The organism is Actinokineospora sp. NPDC051303 (assembly GCF_055586285.1).
In genome coordinates, this window is record NZ_JBVJIN010000085.1 from 1 (window position 1) to 17,399 (window position 17,399).

A 17,399-nucleotide genomic window follows, 5' to 3' on the forward strand; every position below is an offset into this window, starting at 1 on the left:
GCCCGGTATCTCTGGTTGCCGCCGTTGCGGGCGACCTCCCGAGAGATCACCGAATGATGCCTGCCCAACAACAACCCGATCTTCCGGTGAGAGCGGCCAACGGCCAGCTCCCGGGAAATCGTCTCCCGCTCGTCCGAGGACAACGGCACCATCAACGCCACCAGGCGACACTCCGATCAGTCCCCAAGATCATCCCACAGTGTCGCACCGACCGGTTGAGACCAAGGCCCCAAAGAAACCACTCCACCCCATCGAGCAGACAGCACCAGCCCGGCCACGGAACCCCAGAGAGCAACCCCACCCAAGCGAGCCCCCGCAGCACCTACAACAGCGGCCGAGCGTCAAAGCAGGTCCGATCCCCGGTGTGACAGGCCCCATCCACCTGATCAACCACCACCAAAACCGTGTCCCCATCACAATCAAGCCGAACATCATGCACCCGCTGCGTGTGTCCAGAGGTCTCCCCCTTCACCCACAACTCCTGCCGACTCCGAGAAAAGTACGTGGCCCGCCGCGTAGTCAGAGTCCGGTGCAGCGCCTCGTCGTTCATCCAGGCGACCATCAACACCTCATTGGTCTCCCGCTGCTGCGCCACCGCGCACACCAGCCCCTCAGCGTTACGCTTGAGCAGCCCAGCGATCTCAGGGTCGAGTCCGCTCATCGAGCACCTCCGAAGTACTCCCGCGCCGGGCGGGTCAGCAACAAAACAACCACATAGCCGTGCACGGCGGCCAGCACACCCGACCCGGCCCGCACCCCAACGGACACCCCGCCAAGCGCGACCAGCACGTGCGCCACCGCCGCGACAGCCGCAAAACCCTGCGCCGCCACCACCCCCCGGCCGAGCACGACCGCGACAGCCGCGAGCAGCCCCAACACGCCGAGCCCAAGCGGAAACCGCAGCGCCCCACTGTCCAAAAAGGACCGCGCGACACCTAGCCCGGCGAACGCCACCGCCGCGCCCGCCAGGAGAACCGCCGCGACGCGGACTTCCAGCGGACGACCGCTCACCGAACCTCGACGCCCGCGGCGCGCAGGGTGTCCTTCACCTCGCCGATGCGCAGCTGTCCGAAGTGGAACACGCTGGCCGCGAGTACCGCGTCCGCGCCGCGTTCCACCGCGGGCGGAAAGTGCTCCAGGGCGCCCGCGCCGCCGCTGGCGATCAGCGGGACGTCGACCCGGGCGCGGACCATGCTGATCAGCTCCAGGTCGAAGCCCGCCTTGGTGCCGTCGGCGTCCATCGAGTTGAGCAGGATCTCCCCCACGCCCAGTTCCTGCCCTCGGGCGGCCCACTCCACCGCGTCGAGGCCGGTGCCGCGCCTGCCGCCGTGGGTGGTGACCTCGAAGCCGGACGGGGTGGGCGCCGATCCCTCCGGCACCCGGCGGGCGTCGACCGAGAGCACGATGCACTGGGCGCCGTAGCGGTGCGACGCCTCGCGCAGGAACTCGGGGCGGGCGATGGCGGCGGTGTTGACGCCCACTTTGTCCGCCCCGGCGCGCAGCAGTTTGTCGACGTCCTCGACGGTCCGGACGCCGCCGCCGACCGTGAGCGGGATGAACACCTGCTCCGCGGTACGGCGCACCACGTCGAACGTGGTTTCCCGGTCCGAAGAGGACGCGGTCACGTCGAGGAAGGTGAGCTCGTCGGCGCCCTCGGCGTCGTAGGCGGCGGCCAGCGCCACCGGGTCGCCCGCGTCGACGAGGTCGGTGAAGTTGACGCCTTTGACGACCCGCCCGGCGTCGACGTCCAGGCAGGGGATCACGCGCACCGCTACTGACATGCCGTCGAGCCTACGGGGCGCCGACGCGGCCCCGAGCACGACCACAAGGGACGGCTCAGCCCACCGGGCCGCTCGCCGAAGTGACCTTCTGGGTGCCCGCCTTGGTGGCGAGCGACTTCGCGTGCCGGACGGTGGAGGTGGGGCTGGTGCGGTCGGCGACGTAGTACCAGTCGGTCTGGAGGCGCTCGGGGGTGACGTCGACCACCGAGTAGCCGTGCGAGTCAAGTTCGGTGTACTTGAGGTGCGGGTTGCCGGTCCGCAGCGCCGCTTCGACCACCACGGACAAGGTTCGCGGCTCGGCTTTGAGGATGTCATCGATGTTGTCGCTGGTGACCGAGGTGGTGACGAACTCGGTGGCCGCGCTGTTGCCGTTCCACCAGTAGCTCGACCGGTCCAGCGGGACGTCCGCCGCCCACGACGAGTGGATGTCGCCGGTCAGGAACACGGTGTTCTTGACCCGGTTGTCCTTGAGGTGGCCCAGCAGCTCCTGGCGGTCGGCGGTGTACCCGTCCCACGCGTCGGAGTTGGCCGCGACGCCGCCCACCGGCAGGCCGATCAGGCCGCCGAGAGCTTCGGCGAAGCGGGCCTCCAGGTTGCCAACCGAGATCGGGGTGATCATCACGGAGTTGCCGACGAGCTTCCAGGTCGCGTCCGTGGCCGCGAGGCCGGACTTGAGCCAGGCCATCTGCGGGTCGCCGGTGATGGTGCGGACCGGGTCGGCCGGGTCGCCCGAGGACGGGGTGGTCTGTAGGGAGCGGTAGCTGCGCAGGTCGAGCAGGGACAGCTCGGCGAGGCGGCCCCACCGGAACCGGCGGTAAATCTCCCCGCCCGGGCCTTGGCGGACGGGCATCCACTCGAAGTACGCCTGGCGGGCGGCTGCCTTGCGGGCGGCCCAGTCGCCCTCGGCGGGCTGGTGGTTCTCCGCGCCGCCGGACCACGCGTCGTTGGCGTATTCATGATCGTCCCAGGTGATGAACCAGGGCCGCGCCGCGTGCAGGGCCTGCAAGTCGGGGTCGGTCTTGTACTGGGCGTGGCGGCGGCGGTAGTCGGCGAGAGCGACCATCTCGCCCGCGGGCTCGTGCGGCCGGACGGTCACGCCGCGGGCCCCGTAGCTGCCCGCCGGGTACTCGTAGAGGTAGTCGCCGACGTGCAGCACGCCGTCGAGGTCGCCGCGGGCGGCGAGGTGGCGGTAGGCGGAGAAGTAGCCCGCTTGCCAGTTGGAACAGGAGACCAGCCCAAGCCGCAGCCCGCGCACGTCGGCGTCCACGGCCGGGGCGGTCCGGGTGCGGCCGGTCGGCGACGGCACGCCGTCGAGGAGGAACCGGTAGTGGTAGGCGGTCGCCGGGGCCAGCCCGTCGACCGCCACCTTGACGGTGTGATCGTGGTCCGGCCCGGTCGCGACGGCGCCGGACCGGACCACGGTGGCGAAGTCCGCGTCCGCGGCGACCTCCCACCTGACCTCCACCTCGGGCCCGACGCCGGAGCCGGGCGTCGCGTCTGGAGTGGGCGTGACCCGGGTCCAGAGCAGGACCCCGTCCGGCAGCGGGTCGCCGGAGGCGACGCCGTGCGCGAACCGCGGCGAGGACGCGGCCCCGGCCCGTCCGGCCACGGCGGCCGGGACGAGCAGGACGCCGCCCGCGACGGCGGAGGACTTGAGGAAGGCGCGGCGGTCGAACGCGGAGGAAGGGGTCACGCCGCCAGTGATACACGAGCGGGCTATCTGTCACACCCTACTTCCGGATGAACTTTCCTCGAACCGGCCGCTACGACAGTTCGCGGGTCAGCCGGGAAGTCCAGTCGCACCAGACCAGGCCGGGCAGGAACGCGCCGCCCGCCTCGTCGAGGTGGTCCTCGACGTAGGGGATCGTCGCGTCGCAGACCTCGATGGCGGCCTCGAAGAAGTCGATGGTCTCCGGGTTGAGGTGGTAGCTCCATCGCGAGTTGTAGTCCGCGGACCGCTTCACGATCCGCCCGACGACGTGGACCCGGTCGGTCTCCTCCCCGCTCAGGATCTCGCGCGCCTTCTCGATCTTGTCCGAGTCGGCGAGCGCGAGGACGAACGTCTCCCGGGTGATGTCGGTGAACTCGAAGTAGACCACCTCGGCCGCGCCCCGCGGGTCGGAGCCACCCGCGGGCTGGGCGTGGACGGGTGGAGCAGCGGACAGGGCCAGCGGCACGAGCAGAGTGAGCACTCCGAGCCTGCGGATGAGACGTCGCACGAGCACCTCCGGTATCGGTCTGCGCCTGGAAACCCCAGGCAGCACCGAAAGTAATGAGACGTGCGCGATCCGTGCCGAGCGTCGCCGCGAACTCCACTCCAAAGAGGACGAAGGGGCTTGACGGACCGGCCGCGCGGGTGCATCCTTAACCCATCGCTTCTAGAACGAAATGGTTATGAATGACAGAACCGAGGCCGACAGAGTCGACGTCGGACCAGCTCAGCGCCGTGTTCGGGGCGCTGGCCGATCCCACCCGGCGGGCGATCCTCCAACGGCTGCGGGAGGGAGACGCGAACGTGGCGGAGTTGGCCGCCCCGTTCCACGTCTCGCAACCGGCCATCTCCCGGCACCTCAAGGTGCTGGAGCAGGCCGGGCTGATCACCCGCAGCCGCCGGGCGACCGCCCGCCTCAGCCACCTGGAGGCGGAGCCCTTGCGCACGGCGACCCAATGGCTGGCCGGCTACCGCGAGTACTGGCAGGAGAGCCACGACCGGCTCGACGAACTGCTCGCCCGCCTACAGGAGCGGGCAGCCAAGACCGACCCCAGCGAATCCCAGTCCCGATCCCAGTCCCGAAAGGAAACCCAGTCATGAGCGAGACCACCATCACAGCGCCCTCCGGCACGCCATTCATCGAGGTGACCCGCGAGTTCGACGCGCCAGCCGAATTGCTCTTCCGCGCCTACTCCGAGCCGGAACTGCTGGTGCAGTGGCTCGGCCCGCGCCGGTTGTCGATGAAGGTCGACCAGTACGAGTTCCACCACGGCGGCGCGTGGCGCTATGTGCACACCGACGAGGACGGCTCCGAGTACGGCTTCCATGGCGTCTTCCACGGCGAGCCGTCGGTCGCGGGCATCACGCAGACCTTCGAGTTCGAGGGCGCCCCCGGCCACGTCACCTTGGAGCGCGTCACGTTCGAGGAGCGCGACGGGCGCACCCTGCTGCGGATGCACTCGGTCCACCAGAGCGTCGAGGCCCGCGACGCGCACATCGAAGCGGGCATGGAGCACGGCGTCAACGACTCCATGGAGCGGCTGACCGAACTGCTTCCCACGCTCTGAGCGAGCCAGGGACGGGGCCGCCGAGCAGGTGCGGCGGCCCCGTCAGCGGCCCCGGCGTGCAGCCGGGGCCGCCGTGTCCTCAGTGGACTCTCGGTGCGCCGCGACCGGCGGGGGTAGGGTCCCGGCCATGGATTCGGATGTGGCGCGCCTCGGCGACGGCAAGTACCTGCTCGTCACGACTTTCAAGCGGGACGGCACGGCGGTGCCGACCCCGGTCTGGGTGGCCCGCGACGGCACGGACCTGCTGGTCTGGACGGTGGCCAATTCCGGCAAGGTCAAGCGGATTCGCAACAACGGCCGCGTCGAGGTCGCCGAGTGCGACTTCCGCGGCGCCAAGTCCGGCCCCGTGGCCCCCGGCACCGCCCGCCTGCTCGACGCGGACGGCTCCGAGCACACCCGCAAACTCATCCAGCGCAAATACGGCCTCGTCGGCCGCATCACCATGCTCGGCAGCCGACTCCGCCGAGGCCCCGAGGGCACCATCGGCATCGCGATCACCCTCGACTGAATCCCGCCGGGCCGACGAAGCCGCCCGACTCGGCGGCGCATTCCGGAATCTTCCCACCCGGGAGTTATTTGTCGCATTCCGGCCAACGACGTCGCGGTGACCGAAAATCGCCGATTCGAGGCAGGCGAAATAGACAACATGCGACCACCCATTACCCGCCGGTAGCACTGGACAGGCGACCGCCGGTTTGACAACCTGCCCTTTCACCTGGCGCGGTCACACGCATGGCCTAACCACAACCACCATTCGAGTTGAGCCCTTTCACCGGCGAGGTGCGCGATGAGCGAGCTTGCGACCGAATCACCGGCACATCGTGCGCGTCGTGTCGGGGATCTCCGGTGAAGCAGGACGAGAGTGTCCACGGCTACCGGATTATCGGGCAGCCGTCCGAATCGCCCGGGGGCACGAGTGTGTGGGCTTTCGCCGAGAAGGACGGCGAGGCCTACGTCGTCAAGGAGTTCCGCGCGCCGACCTGGCCGCCGCCGGACGCGGGCCGGGATGAGCGGCGGGCGCGGCTGGCCGAGTGCGCGCGGTTCGAGAAGCGGCACCGCGCGGTGCTGGAGCGGCTGCGCTCGGCGGGCCCCGGTGTGGAGACTTTGGTGCCCCCGGTCGATTTCTTCGCCGAGGGCGGCCGCTATTACTCGGTGACCCGGCGGGTGCGCGTGGCCGATGACGTCGTCCCGCATGAGATGACCGGCGCGCGACTCGCCGCGCTGCTCGGCGGGATCGCCGAGGGCATCGGGCTGCTGCACCGGCGCGGGATCGCGCACGGCGACCTGACGCCGCGCAACGTGCTGCACCGCAACGGAGACCGGCGCGTTCCCCTGCTGGTTGGCTTCGACCACGCCTACCTGGCTGGCTCACCGCCCGCGCGCGCGGCCATCGGCGGCGACCCGGCCTTCGGCGCGCCGGAGTGGCTGCGGTACGCCCGCGGCGACACCGCGATCCGGTCGAGCGTGCTCACCACGGCGGTCGACGTGTTCGCCTACGGGCTGCTGGCCCACCAGTACCTGACCGGTCGGCCGCCCGCCCACCACGGCTTCGCCGTTCCCGCCGAGGCGGTGGCCGCGGGCGCCCCGCTGAGCTGGGACACGCGGCTGTCGCCGAAGCTGACCACTCACCTCGACTGGCTGGCGCACCCCGACCCGAGGTCGCGCCCGCCGGTCGACGAGGCGGCGGAGCCGTTCGAGGACGACCGGCTCGTCCGTCCAGTTCGGACGTCCACAGTGGACTACCTGCGGGACTACGTGCTGCACCGCGGGTCCCACGACCGCGCCGAGGCCCGGCGGCGCGCCAACCTCACCCGCCGCATCCCCCGACCGCGCGACGAGCAAAGCTGACGCGGCCCGGTTCGACCGCACAGGTTCCGCGCGAAACAGGAGCGGCCCCGCTTCCTCGCCGCAGGCGCGGCTTAGCCGATCGCGGCGAGAGCCTGCGGCAGGGTGAAGTTGCCCGCGTAGAGCGCTTTGCCGACGATCGCGCCCTCCACGCCGAGGTCAGCCAGGGCGGCCAGCGCGCGCACGTCATCCACAGTGGACACCCCGCCGGAGGCGATCACCGGCGCGTCGGTCTTGGCGCAGACGGCGCGCAGCAGGTCCAGGTTGGGGCCTTGCAACGTGCCGTCCTTGCTCACGTCGGTCACCACGTACCGGGAGCAGCCGTCGCGGTCGAGGCGGTCGAGGACCTCCCAGAGGTCGCCGCCGTCGGTGGTCCACCCGCGCGCGGCGACCCGGTGGACGCCGTCGGTGATGCGGACGTCGAGGCCAACGGCCACCTGCTCGCCGTGCGCGGCGATCGCCTTGGCGCACCACTCGGGGTTCTCCAGCGCCGCGGTGCCCAGGTTGACCCGGGTGCAGCCGGTGGACAGCGCCGCCGCCAGCGACTCGTCGTCGCGGATGCCGCCGGACAGCTCGACGTTGACGTCGAGCCTGCCCACGACCTCGGCGAGCAGCGCGCGGTTGCTCCCCCGGCCGAACGCGGCGTCGAGGTCGACCAGGTGGACCCACTCGGCGCCGTCGGCCTGCCAGGCCAGCGCGGCCTCCAGCGGGGAGCCGTAGTGGGTCTCGGTGCCCGCCTCACCCTGGGTGAGGCGGACGGCTTGGCCATCGGCGACGTCGACGGCGGGCAGCAGGTAGAAGCTCACCCGGTCAGCCTAAGCGGTGCCGTCCGGCGACCTGACAGGTGGCCGATGGGTCCGCGTGCTCAGCCGGTGGTGTCGGCGAGCCAGTTCTCCAACAGCTGCGCGCCCGCGTCGCCGGACTTCTCCGGGTGGAACTGGGTGGCCGAGAGCGGGCCGTTCTCGGCGGCGGCCACGAAGTCGTCGCCGTGCGTGGCCCAGGTCACCAGCGGCTCGATCATCGGCGGCTCGGGGCGCAGGTCCCAGGAGCGGGCGGCGTAGGAGTGCACGAAGTAGAACCGGGTGTCCGGGCCGAGCCCCTTGAACAGCACGGATTTCTCCGGCGCCCGGACGGTGTTCCACCCCATGTGCGGCACCACGTCGGCCTCCAGGCGATCCACGACGCCGGGCCACTGCCCGCAGCCTTCGGTCTCGACGCCGTGCTCGATGCCCCGGTCGAACAGGATCTGCATGCCGACGCAGATGCCCAGCACCGGCCGCCCGCCCGCGAGCCTGCGGCCGATGATCCGGTCGCCGCGCACCGCGAGCAGCCCGGCCATGCAGGCCGCGTAGGCGCCGACCCCGGGCACGACGAGGGCGTCGCACTCCAGGGCGGCGTGAAAGTCCCCGGTCACCTCGACGTCCGCGCCGACGCGCCGCAACGCGCGCTCAGCCGACCGAAGATTGCCGGATCCGTAGTCCAGTACGACGACTCGTGCCACCCGCCCAGCGTAGCGCCCACCGGCCGTGACCGAACCGTAATAAAAAGTCGGATAGATCCACCACTCGAACGGGTACTCCAGCCCGCGAATACTAGGTCGGGGTATCGGGAGTGGAGGACTCACAGTGACGGCTCGGACGCTGGACAGACGGCCGGTCCGCTGGCTACTGGCCGCGATCCTGGTGATCGCGGCCTTGGTGAACACCTACATCGCCTTCTCGAAAGGCGTGCTCTGGCCCGCACCGCTGGCCCTGCTGTGGATCGGCATCGCTGCCGCGCTGCTCGCCCCCCGAACGGATGATCCGCTGACCACCGAGGAACTGGAGATCCCCGCTCCCGTCGAGCAGCGAACCTACCCAGCCCCCGCCTGACGCGCTCGGCGCGGGCGCTCGCGTGTCCACCACGGACTGATCGGCTGTTTCGCCGTCCCGAAACCCGCTACGCCAGCGCGCCCCGCTGTGGTCCAATGCCTTCCGAAATGGAAGACAAGAACATCATTCGCCTCTCGAAGCGGCTGTCGCTCGTGTTGCGGCACGCGCCCGACAGCGTCGGCATCACCCTCGACCGGGCGGGCTGGGTGGCCGTAGACGATTTGCTCGCCGCCCTCGCGCGGCACGGCGCCCGGATGAGCCGGGACCTGCTGGAGCGCGTCGTCGCGGAGAACGACAAGACGCGGTTCGCCTTTGACGAGACCGGCACGCGCATCCGGGCCAGCCAGGGGCACAGCGTGCCCGTCGACCTGGGACTGTCGCGGGCCGAGCCGCCCGAGACGCTCTACCACGGCACCGTGGCCGCCGCCCTGCCCGCGATCCGGGCCGAGGGGCTGCGCCCGATGAGCCGCCACGACGTGCACCTGTCCGCCACCCGCGACACCGCGGTCCGGGTCGGCGCGCGGCGCGGCAAGCCGGTCGTCCTGACCGTCGCCGCCGCCGCGATGGCCGCCGACGGCCACGCGTTCCACCTCAGCGCGAACGGCGTCTGGCTGGTCGCCCACGTGCCCGTCCAGTACTTAGACCTACCTTGAGGTCGCGCTAAACCGGCCACGGTAGGCTCGGCGGGGTGTCCAAGCTGCCCGAGACGCTGACCATCGGCGAGGTCGCCGACCGCAGCGGAGTCCCGCACACCGCGCTGCGCTTCTACGAGGAGCGCGGCCTGATCCACTCCGAGCGCACCGCGGGCAACCAGCGCCGCTACCCGCGCGCGGTCCTGCGGCGGCTCGCGTTCATCCGCACCGCCCAGCGCGTCGGCCTGAGCCTGGAGGAGATCCGCGACGCGCTGGAGACGCTGCCGGACCGGCGCACCCCGACCAAGGTCGACTGGACCAGGCTGTCGAAGACCTGGCGCGCCGAGATCGACGCCCGCATCGACGCGCTGCAGCGGCTGCGCGACAACCTCACGTCCTGCATCGGCTGCGGCTGCCTGTCCCTCAAGTCCTGCCTGCTGGTCAACGGCGACGACCAGCTGGCCGCCTTCGGGCCGGGCGCGCCCCGCCTCAAGGCGGGCAGCGAGGGCGGCATCAGCTGAGGCTGAACGGCCGGGTCAGGACAGCCGGGTCAAGGCAGCCGGATCAAGACGCGGACACGTACCAAGCGATCGCGCCACCCGCGGCGAGCAGCGCCAGCAGCAACAGGATCACCGCCATCACCTTGGCCGACTTCCACGTCGTGTAGACCCCGCCGACGAGGATGCCCGCGAGGGCGATCAGGCCGATGACGACGACTTCCTTGGGCACCTGCGCACCTTCCTTGCCGTTCCCGCCTTGCCGTTCCCGCCTTGCCGTTCCCGCCTTGCCGTTCCCGCTGCCGTGGCGGACCAGCGAACTCTAGAGCACGCCCTTGGTGGAGGGGATGCCGCCGACCCTGGGGTCCGGTTCGGACGCCGCGCGCAGCGCCCGGGCGAACGCCTTGTACTCGGCCTCGGTGATGTGGTGCGGGTCGCGGCCGTGGATGACCCGCAGGTGCAGGGCGATCTGGGCGTGGAAGGCGATCGACTCGAACACGTGCCGGTTGAGCACGGTCGGGTAGTTGCCGCCGACGGTGAAGCCGACCATGACCTCCGGCTCGCCGGTGTGCACGCAGTACGGCCTGCCGGAGACGTCGACCGCGGCGTGCGCCAGGGTCTCGTCCATCGGGATCCAGGCGTCGCCGAAGCGGCGGATGCCCGCCTTGTCGCCGAGCGCGGCGCGCAGCGCCTGGCCGAGGACGATGGCGACGTCCTCGACGGTGTGGTGGGCGTCGATCTCGATGTCGCCGGTGGCCCGGACGGTCAGGTCGAACGAGCCGTGCGCGCCGAACGCGGTGAGCATGTGGTCGTAGAACGGCACACCGGTCGAGACCTCGACCTTGCCTGAGCCGTCGAGGTCGATCTCGACCAGGACCGAGGACTCCTTGGTGACCCGCTCGACCCGGCCGACGCGGTTGGTGGTGCTCACTGCACGATCTCCTTACTGGCGGCCAGGAACGCGTCGTTCTCCGCCGGTGTGCCCACGGTGACCCGCAGGTGCCCGGGGATGCCGACGTCCCGGATGAGCACGCCCCGGTCCAAATAGGACTGCCAGGCGGCGTTCGGGTCGGCGAAGTGTCCGAACAGGATGAAGTTGGCGTCGCTTGGCACGACCGCCGCGCCGAGCCCGGCCAGCTCCAGCGCCACCCGGTCGCGCTCGGCGGCCAGGGCGTGCACCGAGGCCAGCGTCTCGTCGGCGTGCCGCAGGGCGGCGCGGGCGGCGGCCTGGGTCAGCGACGACAGGTGATAAGGCAGGCGCACCAACAACAGCGCGTCGACCATGGCGGGCGCGGCGGCGAGGTAGCCGAGCCGCCCGCCCGCGAAGGCGAACGCCTTGCTCATGGTGCGGCTGACGATCACCTTGGTGGGGAACTCCTCGATGAGCGCGACCGCGCTCTCCTGCGGCGAGAACTCCGCGTAGGCCTCGTCCACGACCACGATCGCGGGCGCGGCGGCGACCAACGCGCGCAGGTCCGCGAGCGGGATCGACTGCCCGGTCGGATTGTTAGGGCTGGTCACGAACACCACGTCCGGCGCGCGCTCGGCGAGCACGGCCGCCGCGGCGGCCACGTCGAGGGAGAAGTCCGCCCGGCGCGGGGTCGGCGCCCACTCGGTGCGGGTGCCCGCGGCGATGATCGGGTGCATCGAGTACGACGGCTCGAAGCCGAGCGCGGTGCGCCCCGGGCCGCCGAAGGCCTGCAGGATCTGTTGCAGCACCTCGTTGGACCCGTTGGCGGCCCACAGGTTCGCCGTGCTCAGCCCGACGCCGGTGGCCGCGGTCAGGTAGTCCGCGAGGTCCGCGCGCAGCCCGACCGCGTCCCGGTCGGGGTAGCGGTGCAGGGTGGCCGCGATCTCCGCGACCGCGGCGGTGATGTCGGCGACGAGCGCGGGCGGCGGCGGGTACGGGTTCTCGTTGGTGTTCAACTGGTACGGCACGTCCAGTTGCGGCGCCCCATACGGCGAGCGCCCGCGCAGGTCCTCGCGCAGCGGCAGGTCCGACAGCGCCGCCCGCTGTCCCGGTGTGCTCACAATCCCTCCGGGAACCGGGCGGTGACGGCCTCGGCGTGCGCGGGCAGGCCCTCGGCGGTGGCCAGGGCGACGACGTGCCCGGCGACCGCGCGCAGCGCGGCCTCGCTGTAGTCGACCACGTGGATGTGGCGCAGGAACGTCTGCACCGACAGGCCCGACGAGTGCCGCGCGCAGCCGCCGGTGGGCAACACGTGGTTGGAGCCCGCGCAGTAGTCGCCCAGGGAGACCGGGGCGTACGGGCCGACGAAGATGGCGCCCGCGCTGCGCACCCGGCTGGCCACCGCGCGCGCGTCGGCAGTCTGGATCTCCAGGTGCTCGGCGGCGTAGGCGTCCACCACCCGGATGCCGTCGTCCACAGAGGACACCAGGATCGTGCCGGACTGCTTGCCGCGCAACGCGGTCTCCACACGCTCGCTGTGCTTGGTCAGCGGCACCCGGCGGGCCAGCTCGGCGTCCACCGCGTCGGCGAGCGCGACCGAGTCGGTGACCAGGACGCTGGCCGCCAGGGGGTCGTGCTCGGCCTGGCTGATCAGGTCGGCGGCGACGTGCGCCGGGTCGGCTCCGGAGTCGGCGAGGATGGCGATCTCGGTCGGCCCGGCCTCGGCGTCGATGCCGACCAGCCCGCGCACCAGCCGCTTGGCCGCGGTCAGGTAGATGTTGCCGGGCCCGGTGACCATGTCGACGGGGGCAAGCTCCGCGCCGTCGGTGTCGAGGCCGCCGTAGGTGAGCAGCGCCACGGCCTGCGCGCCGCCGACCGCCCACACCTCGTCCACGCCGAGCAGCGCGGCGGTGGCCAGGATGCCCGGGTGCGGCAGGCCGCCGAACTCGGCCTGCGGCGGCGAGCACACGACCAGCGACTCGACCCCGGCGGCCTGGGCGGGCACCACGTTCATCACCACGGTCGACGGGTACACCGCGAGCCCGCCGGGGGCGTAGAGCCCGACCCGGCCGACCGGGGCCCAGCGCTCGGTGACCATGCCGCCGGGCGCGACCTGGGTGGTGGTCTCGACCCGCCGCTGCTCGTTGTGCACGACCCGGGCGCGGGCGATGGCCTCGCCCAGCGCCGCCCGGACCGGCGCGGCCAGCTCGGCCAAGGCGCGGTCGAGGTGGGCCACCGGCACCCGGACCGACTCCGGCCGGACCTGGTCGAACTTCTCGGTGTACTCCAGGGCCGCCTCGACGCCCCGCGCCCGCACGTCGTCCACGATGGGGCGGACCTGATGCAGCACCGCGTCCACGTCGACCTCGGCCCGCGGCAGCGTGGTGCGCAGCTCGGCGGGCGACGGGAGGGCGGAACGCAGGTCGGTACGCGTCAGCATGAGGTCCTTCCAGGACGAGGGGACCTCCCCAGAATATGCGCTGCACGGATGGGCCCGATCGGGGCGGTACCCGAGGTCACAGCTAGTCCGGTCAGCGGTCGCGTTCCAGGGCCGCGACGGCGGCCACGGCCTGGTCGATCTGCTCCGGCGAGACGAAGTAGTGCGGCGAGGCGCGCACCACCTGGGCCAGCCCGCGGCGGGTCATGTCGTAGCGGGTCGAACTCGCCCCGCTGACGGTCACCGTGACGTCCTGGGCGAGCAGCGCCGCCCGGACCCGTTCCGCGCTCATCCCCTCGACGGTGAAGCTGACCAACCCGCAGCGGCGGCTGCCCAGGTCGCGGACCTCGACGCCGGGGATCGCGGCCAGCCCGGCGCGCAGCCGCTCGGCGCGCTCCCCGACCGCCGCCGCGATCCGGTCGACCCCCAGGCCCAGCGCGTACCGGGTGGCGGCGATGAGCCCCAGCCGCTCGGCGACGCCGCACTCCCACAGCTCGAACACGCGCGCGTCGTCGAGCAGGCGGACCTCGTCCAGGCTCTCCCAGGAGCCGCCGCGCAGGTCGACCAGCCGGGGCCGCAGCCGGTCGAGCGCGGCCCGGCGCACGGCCAGGACCCCGGTGCCGCGCGGGCCGCGCAGCCACTTGCGGCCGGTGCCGGTGACGATGTCCGCGCCCGCCGGGATCGGCAGCTGCCCCAGCGACTGGCACGCGTCGAGCAGGACCAGCGCGCCGACGTCGTGCACGGCGGCCGCGGCCTCGGTGACCGGGTTGACCAGGCCGCCGTTGGTCGGCACGTGCACCAGTGACAGCAGCTTCACCCGCTCATCGAGCATCCCGCGCAGCGCGTCGACGTCAAGGGCGCCATCGGCGTCGGACGGCACCGCCTCGACGGTCGCCCCGACCCGGCGGGCCAGGGTCAGCAGCGGGATCGCGTTGCCGCCGTACTCGGCCTCGGTGGTCAGCACCCGGTCTCCGGGGCCGAGGGGGATCGCGTCGAGCGCGGCCAGCCAGGAGCGGCTGGCGCTGTCGGTGAACGCCACCTCGTCCGGCTGGCAGCCCAGCAGCTCGGCGAGGTGGGCGTACCCCTGGTCGAGGTCGTCCTGCCGCTCGGCGGCGGCACGGTAGCCGCCCACCTCGGCCTCGCGGCGCACGTGGCCGACGACCTCGTTCACCACCTGGCGCGGCGGCAGCGACGAGCCCGCGCTGTCGAGGAAGACCTGGTCCCGGCACGCGGGCGTGTCCGCGCGCACGGCGGCGAGGTCGATGGCGGTCACCAGGCCACCTCACAAGTTCCGAGGCCTCGCCCGTCCACGCACTGCGTCGATCGTTCCCTCACCCGGCCACCTCACCAGATCGGTGGCGACGCCCGCCCACGCACTGTGCCGACTGTTCGCTCACCGGGCCACCGCACTCGTTCGGTGACCTCGCGGGCTTGCGCACTGCGCCGACTGATCGCTCATCGGGGAGCCCAGCGTTGCAGGTTCCACCACGCCCCCCAGGTGTGGTCGGCGCCCGTGGCGTCCACCACGGGCTCGTAGCCGGTCCAGTTCTCCCGCATGACGTAGCTGTGCGTCGGCGCAGCCAGCACCACCATGGTCGGCGCGGTGGCATAGGCCCGCTGCACCGCCCGGTACGCGGCGGCGCGCTGGGCCGGGTCAGTGGTGGCCCGAGCCGCGTCGAGCGCGGCGGCGAGGTCGCCACCGGCCGGGTGCAGCAGCGGGTACAGCGAGAAGTCGGGGTCGACCGGGTCGCCGAACGCCACGAGCCGGGGCCCCTGCGCGGTCGACCCGCGCGGCGTCGGCGCGGCCGTGATCGTCACCCCGATTTCCCTGGCGGCCTGCGCGAACGCCGTCACCAGGTCACGGGCGGTCACATCGGCGACGGGGTAGCCGATCTCGAAGGCGGCGAGCGTGTCCCCCTTGCGCCGCACACCGTCCCCACCGGCCGCCCACCCCGCCGCGTCCAGCACCTCGCGGGCGCGGACCAGGTCCGGCTTGATCGCCGCCCCCGGCTCGACGAACTCGGCCAACGCCGAGGGCACCGGCAACGACGTCGGCGCGCCCCGGCCACCCAGCGCCCGTTCCACCAGCGCCTCCCGGTCGACGGCGAGGTTCAACGCGAGCCGCACGGCCGGGTCACCGGTCACCGGCCCGTCCGGCAGGCTCACCGCGAGCAGGCTGGCGCTGCTGTGCTCGACCACGGCGAGCCCGTCGACCCCCGCGAACCCGGTCGCCAGCCGGGCGGGCAGTTCGGCCCCGTCCAGCTTGCCCGCACGCATCCGCTGGGCCCGCACCTCGTCATCGGGCACGAACTCGACGGTGACCGTGGTGATCGCGGGCGCCCCGGCGAAATACGCCTGGTTGGCGGCGAGGACCAGCCGCTCCCCCTTCACCCACTCGGCCACTTTGTACGGCCCCGTCCCCACCGGCGGATCAGTCGTGTCGGAATCCGACCGCACCCCCAGCACCAACAGGTCGGCGAAGGCCGCGTACGGCTTGCTCAGGTCGAACCGCACCGTGGTCTTGTCGATCGCCTCCACCCCGGCAAGCATCCAGAACCGCGACCGCAGCGGCGCCCCGTCGCCCATCAACCCCCGGTAGGTGGCCACCACATCAGCGGAGTCGAACGCGCTGCCATCACTGAACGACACGTCGTTGCGCAACCGCACCGTCCACGACCGCCCATCGGCGGACGGCCCCGGCAACCCGGCCGCCAACACCGGCCGCAGAGTCCCCGCCGGGTCATGCTCGACCAGCCCGTCGAACACCTTGGCCGCCCCCAACGGCGCGTACCCCCGCAACGGATCCAGCGACTCGGGCTCATCCGCGACCCCGATCACCAGCGACGTGCCTTCCGGGTCCCCAGACGCGGGCGGCGTAGGTTCACCGGTGCAGGCCGCAACCGGCAGAACAGCGGCGAAGACCGCGACAAGGCGGGGCAGAATCGGCACGAGGCCCGACACTAGTCGGACCGACTTCGAGGGGAACGACCATGCGCGTGGCGCTGTGCCAGATCACATCGACACCGGACCCGACAGCCAACCTGGCTTTGGTCAGAACCGCCGTCCACCAGGCAGCGACCCAAGGCGCGGCAGTGGCCCTCTTCCCCGAAGCCACCATGGCCTGCTTCGCCGTCCCCCTGGCTCCCCTAGCCGAACCCTTGAACGGCCCTTGGGCGACAACGGTCCAAGAGATAGCCGACGAACACGCCATAGTGGTGGTAGCGGGCATGTTCACCCCCTCCCCCGACGGCCGAGTCACGAACACAATGCTGATCACCGGCCAGGGCAACCACCTGGGCTACGACAAGATCCACCTCTTCGACGCCTTCGGCTTCACCGAATCCCGAACCGTGGCCCCCGGCAACTCCCTGGTGACGGTCACCGTGGAAGACACCGTCCTGGGCATAGCCACCTGCTACGACGTCCGCTTCCCAGAGTTGTTCCGAGGCCTGGCAGACCAAGGCGCCACCGCGATCCTCATAGGCGCGTCCTGGGGCGCGGGCCCAGGCAAACGGGAACAGTGGGAACTCCTGGTGCGCGCAAGGGCCCTGGACTCCACATCCTGGGTTTTGGCCTGCGGCCAAGCCGACCCCGGCCCAGTAACCGGCCCAGCCCCCCTAGGCATCGGCCACAGCCTCGCAGCAAACCCCTTCGGCGAAGCAGTGGCCCAACTAGGCCCCACCCCCGGCCTACTACTGGTGGACGTAGACCCGACAACGGTGGACAAGGCCCGCAAAGCCATCCCCGTCCTAGCCAACCGCCGCCTCTAACCCCGCACCCTCACCACCGAACCCCAAAGCTGCCGGATGCCAGATGAAGAAGGAACGGGGCACCCACCACCAAGTGCCCGATGGCAGCGAAACGAGCAGCAAACCCACCCCGCGAAGCCGTACCCGGCCCTGCCGGGTACTCGATGCGTGAACCAGCAAACCCCGCCCCTGCCAGGCCGAACCAACGCCCGCCAAGTGCTCGATGCGGTGGACCAAGCAGCGAACCCGCTCTGCTGCCAGCCCGCGTTCCTGCCAAGCCGCTCTCCTGCCAGGCCGCACCCGCGCTCGCCCAGTGCTCGATGGGGTGGAGTGGTTTCTTTGGGGGAGAAGGAAGATCCCTAAACTCGCCGTGGTCGTGGGGCCGAAGGCTCCCCACC

22 protein-coding genes are annotated in these 17,399 nt (G+C 71.7%); 8 read left to right on the plus strand and 14 right to left on the minus strand.

Annotated elements, in window-relative coordinates:
• From ACZ6SD_RS31865 to ACZ6SD_RS31890, 6 genes are all read right to left on the minus strand, one after another.
• Positions 1–152 (minus strand): helix-turn-helix domain-containing protein (locus ACZ6SD_RS31865; RefSeq protein WP_465320753.1); only part of this gene is annotated, 152 nt, incomplete at its 3' end.
• A gap of 170 nt (positions 153–322) precedes the next feature.
• The gene (gene hisI, locus ACZ6SD_RS31870) at positions 323–661 is read right to left on the minus strand and encodes a phosphoribosyl-AMP cyclohydrolase (protein ID WP_465320734.1); all 339 of its coding nucleotides are present in this window, start codon (positions 659–661) and stop codon (positions 323–325) included.
• Positions 658–1,011, minus strand: coding sequence for a hypothetical protein (locus ACZ6SD_RS31875; protein WP_465320735.1), 354 nt, complete (start codon positions 1,009–1,011; stop codon positions 658–660). Before ACZ6SD_RS31875 ends, hisI begins: the two co-directional genes overlap by 4 nt.
• The gene (hisF, locus tag ACZ6SD_RS31880; protein ID WP_091448789.1) at positions 1,008–1,781 is read right to left on the minus strand and encodes an imidazole glycerol phosphate synthase subunit HisF; all 774 of its coding nucleotides are present in this window, start codon (positions 1,779–1,781) and stop codon (positions 1,008–1,010) included. Before hisF ends, ACZ6SD_RS31875 begins: the two co-directional genes overlap by 4 nt.
• A 55-nt stretch (positions 1,782–1,836) precedes the next feature.
• Entirely contained in the window at positions 1,837–3,474 is a 1,638-nt protein-coding gene (locus ACZ6SD_RS31885; RefSeq protein WP_465320736.1) for an alkaline phosphatase D family protein, read from the minus strand.
• A gap of 70 nt (positions 3,475–3,544) precedes the next feature.
• A complete protein-coding gene (locus ACZ6SD_RS31890) occupies positions 3,545–4,000 on the minus strand; it encodes a BP74-related protein (RefSeq protein WP_465320737.1) in 456 nt (151 codons plus the stop codon).
• 179 nt (positions 4,001–4,179) lie between these two features.
• On the opposite strand from ACZ6SD_RS31890, the gene ACZ6SD_RS31895 reads away from it, so the two are divergent.
• From ACZ6SD_RS31895 to ACZ6SD_RS31910, 4 genes are all read left to right on the plus strand, one after another.
• Positions 4,180–4,593 (plus strand): ArsR/SmtB family transcription factor, encoded by a 414-nt coding sequence (locus tag ACZ6SD_RS31895; protein WP_465320738.1) that lies wholly within the window; start codon positions 4,180–4,182, stop codon positions 4,591–4,593.
• A complete protein-coding gene (locus ACZ6SD_RS31900) occupies positions 4,590–5,060 on the plus strand; it encodes an SRPBCC family protein (protein ID WP_465320739.1) in 471 nt (156 codons plus the stop codon). Before ACZ6SD_RS31895 ends, ACZ6SD_RS31900 begins: the two co-directional genes overlap by 4 nt.
• Before the next feature lie 127 nt (positions 5,061–5,187).
• The gene (locus ACZ6SD_RS31905; RefSeq protein WP_465320740.1) at positions 5,188–5,568 is read left to right on the plus strand and encodes a PPOX class F420-dependent oxidoreductase; all 381 of its coding nucleotides are present in this window, start codon (positions 5,188–5,190) and stop codon (positions 5,566–5,568) included.
• Positions 5,569–5,906: 338 nt separating this feature from the next.
• Positions 5,907–6,908, plus strand: a complete 1,002-nt coding sequence (locus ACZ6SD_RS31910) for a protein kinase domain-containing protein (protein ID WP_465320741.1) — start codon at positions 5,907–5,909, stop codon at positions 6,906–6,908.
• 71 nt (positions 6,909–6,979) lie between these two features.
• Here ACZ6SD_RS31910 and priA read toward each other — a convergent pair whose 3' ends face one another.
• Complete coding sequence (gene priA / locus ACZ6SD_RS31915; RefSeq protein WP_465320742.1) at positions 6,980–7,711, minus strand: bifunctional 1-(5-phosphoribosyl)-5-((5-phosphoribosylamino)methylideneamino)imidazole-4-carboxamide isomerase/phosphoribosylanthranilate isomerase PriA; 732 nt, start codon at positions 7,709–7,711, stop codon at positions 6,980–6,982.
• Between the two features lie 59 nt (positions 7,712–7,770).
• Positions 7,771–8,406 carry an imidazole glycerol phosphate synthase subunit HisH gene (hisH, locus tag ACZ6SD_RS31920; protein ID WP_465320743.1) on the minus strand — a complete coding sequence of 212 codons (636 nt, stop codon included), beginning with the start codon at positions 8,404–8,406 and terminating at the stop codon, positions 7,771–7,773.
• A gap of 124 nt (positions 8,407–8,530) precedes the next feature.
• On the opposite strand from hisH, the gene ACZ6SD_RS31925 reads away from it, so the two are divergent.
• The 3 genes from ACZ6SD_RS31925 to soxR all read left to right on the plus strand — a co-directional run bounded on the left by ACZ6SD_RS31925 (position 8,531) and on the right by soxR (position 9,929).
• A complete protein-coding gene (locus tag ACZ6SD_RS31925; RefSeq protein ID WP_465320744.1) occupies positions 8,531–8,776 on the plus strand; it encodes a hypothetical protein in 246 nt (81 codons plus the stop codon).
• Between the two features lie 107 nt (positions 8,777–8,883).
• Complete coding sequence (locus ACZ6SD_RS31930; protein WP_465320754.1) at positions 8,884–9,429, plus strand: RNA 2'-phosphotransferase; 546 nt, start codon at positions 8,884–8,886, stop codon at positions 9,427–9,429.
• Between the two features lie 35 nt (positions 9,430–9,464).
• Positions 9,465–9,929: a redox-sensitive transcriptional activator SoxR gene (gene soxR, locus ACZ6SD_RS31935; RefSeq protein WP_465320745.1), complete on the plus strand. Its 465-nt coding sequence runs from the start codon at positions 9,465–9,467 to the stop codon at positions 9,927–9,929.
• 43 nt (positions 9,930–9,972) lie between these two features.
• On the opposite strand, the gene ACZ6SD_RS31940 is transcribed toward soxR, so the two are convergent.
• The 6 genes from ACZ6SD_RS31940 to ACZ6SD_RS31965 all read right to left on the minus strand — a co-directional run bounded on the left by ACZ6SD_RS31940 (position 9,973) and on the right by ACZ6SD_RS31965 (position 16,201).
• Complete coding sequence (locus ACZ6SD_RS31940) at positions 9,973–10,137, minus strand: hypothetical protein (protein WP_465320746.1); 165 nt, start codon at positions 10,135–10,137, stop codon at positions 9,973–9,975.
• A gap of 90 nt (positions 10,138–10,227) precedes the next feature.
• Positions 10,228–10,836 carry an imidazoleglycerol-phosphate dehydratase HisB gene (hisB, locus tag ACZ6SD_RS31945; RefSeq protein ID WP_465320747.1) on the minus strand — a complete coding sequence of 203 codons (609 nt, stop codon included), beginning with the start codon at positions 10,834–10,836 and terminating at the stop codon, positions 10,228–10,230.
• Positions 10,833–11,936 carry a histidinol-phosphate transaminase gene (locus ACZ6SD_RS31950; RefSeq protein ID WP_465320748.1) on the minus strand — a complete coding sequence of 368 codons (1,104 nt, stop codon included), beginning with the start codon at positions 11,934–11,936 and terminating at the stop codon, positions 10,833–10,835. Before ACZ6SD_RS31950 ends, hisB begins: the two co-directional genes overlap by 4 nt.
• Positions 11,933–13,255 carry a histidinol dehydrogenase gene (hisD, locus tag ACZ6SD_RS31955; protein WP_465320749.1) on the minus strand — a complete coding sequence of 441 codons (1,323 nt, stop codon included), beginning with the start codon at positions 13,253–13,255 and terminating at the stop codon, positions 11,933–11,935. The genes ACZ6SD_RS31950 and hisD overlap by 4 nt, the downstream gene beginning before the upstream one ends.
• Positions 13,256–13,346: 91 nt before the next feature.
• On the minus strand, positions 13,347–14,525 hold the full coding sequence (locus tag ACZ6SD_RS31960) for an aminotransferase class V-fold PLP-dependent enzyme (RefSeq protein WP_465320750.1): 1,179 nt from the start codon (positions 14,523–14,525) through the stop codon (positions 13,347–13,349).
• A 182-nt stretch (positions 14,526–14,707) separates the two neighbouring features.
• The gene (locus tag ACZ6SD_RS31965; RefSeq protein WP_465320751.1) at positions 14,708–16,201 is read right to left on the minus strand and encodes an ABC transporter substrate-binding protein; all 1,494 of its coding nucleotides are present in this window, start codon (positions 16,199–16,201) and stop codon (positions 14,708–14,710) included.
• 41 nt (positions 16,202–16,242) lie between these two features.
• Between ACZ6SD_RS31965 and ACZ6SD_RS31970 the strand changes: the two genes are divergently transcribed.
• Complete coding sequence (locus tag ACZ6SD_RS31970) at positions 16,243–17,022, plus strand: carbon-nitrogen hydrolase family protein (RefSeq protein ID WP_465320752.1); 780 nt, start codon at positions 16,243–16,245, stop codon at positions 17,020–17,022.
• Positions 17,023–17,399: the final 377 nt, after the last annotated feature.

Excerpts from the sequence above, each read along its gene's own strand:
- ACZ6SD_RS31900 (WP_465320739.1), top strand. The coding sequence starts at position 4,590 with ATGAGCGAGACCACCATCACAGCGCCCTCCGGCACGCCATTCATCGAG.
- ACZ6SD_RS31905 (WP_465320740.1), top strand. The coding sequence starts at position 5,188 with ATGGATTCGGATGTGGCGCGCCTCGGCGACGGCAAGTACCTGCTCGTC.
- ACZ6SD_RS31930 (WP_465320754.1), top strand. The coding sequence starts at position 8,884 with ATGGAAGACAAGAACATCATTCGCCTCTCGAAGCGGCTGTCGCTCGTG.
- hisF (WP_091448789.1), bottom strand. The coding sequence starts at position 1,781 with ATGTCAGTAGCGGTGCGCGTGATCCCCTGCCTGGACGTCGACGCCGGG.
- hisD (WP_465320749.1), bottom strand. The coding sequence starts at position 13,255 with ATGCTGACGCGTACCGACCTGCGTTCCGCCCTCCCGTCGCCCGCCGAG.
- hisI (WP_465320734.1), bottom strand. The coding sequence starts at position 661 with ATGAGCGGACTCGACCCTGAGATCGCTGGGCTGCTCAAGCGTAACGCT.
- ACZ6SD_RS31970 (WP_465320752.1), top strand. The coding sequence starts at position 16,243 with ATGCGCGTGGCGCTGTGCCAGATCACATCGACACCGGACCCGACAGCC.
- ACZ6SD_RS31895 (WP_465320738.1), top strand. The coding sequence starts at position 4,180 with ATGACAGAACCGAGGCCGACAGAGTCGACGTCGGACCAGCTCAGCGCC.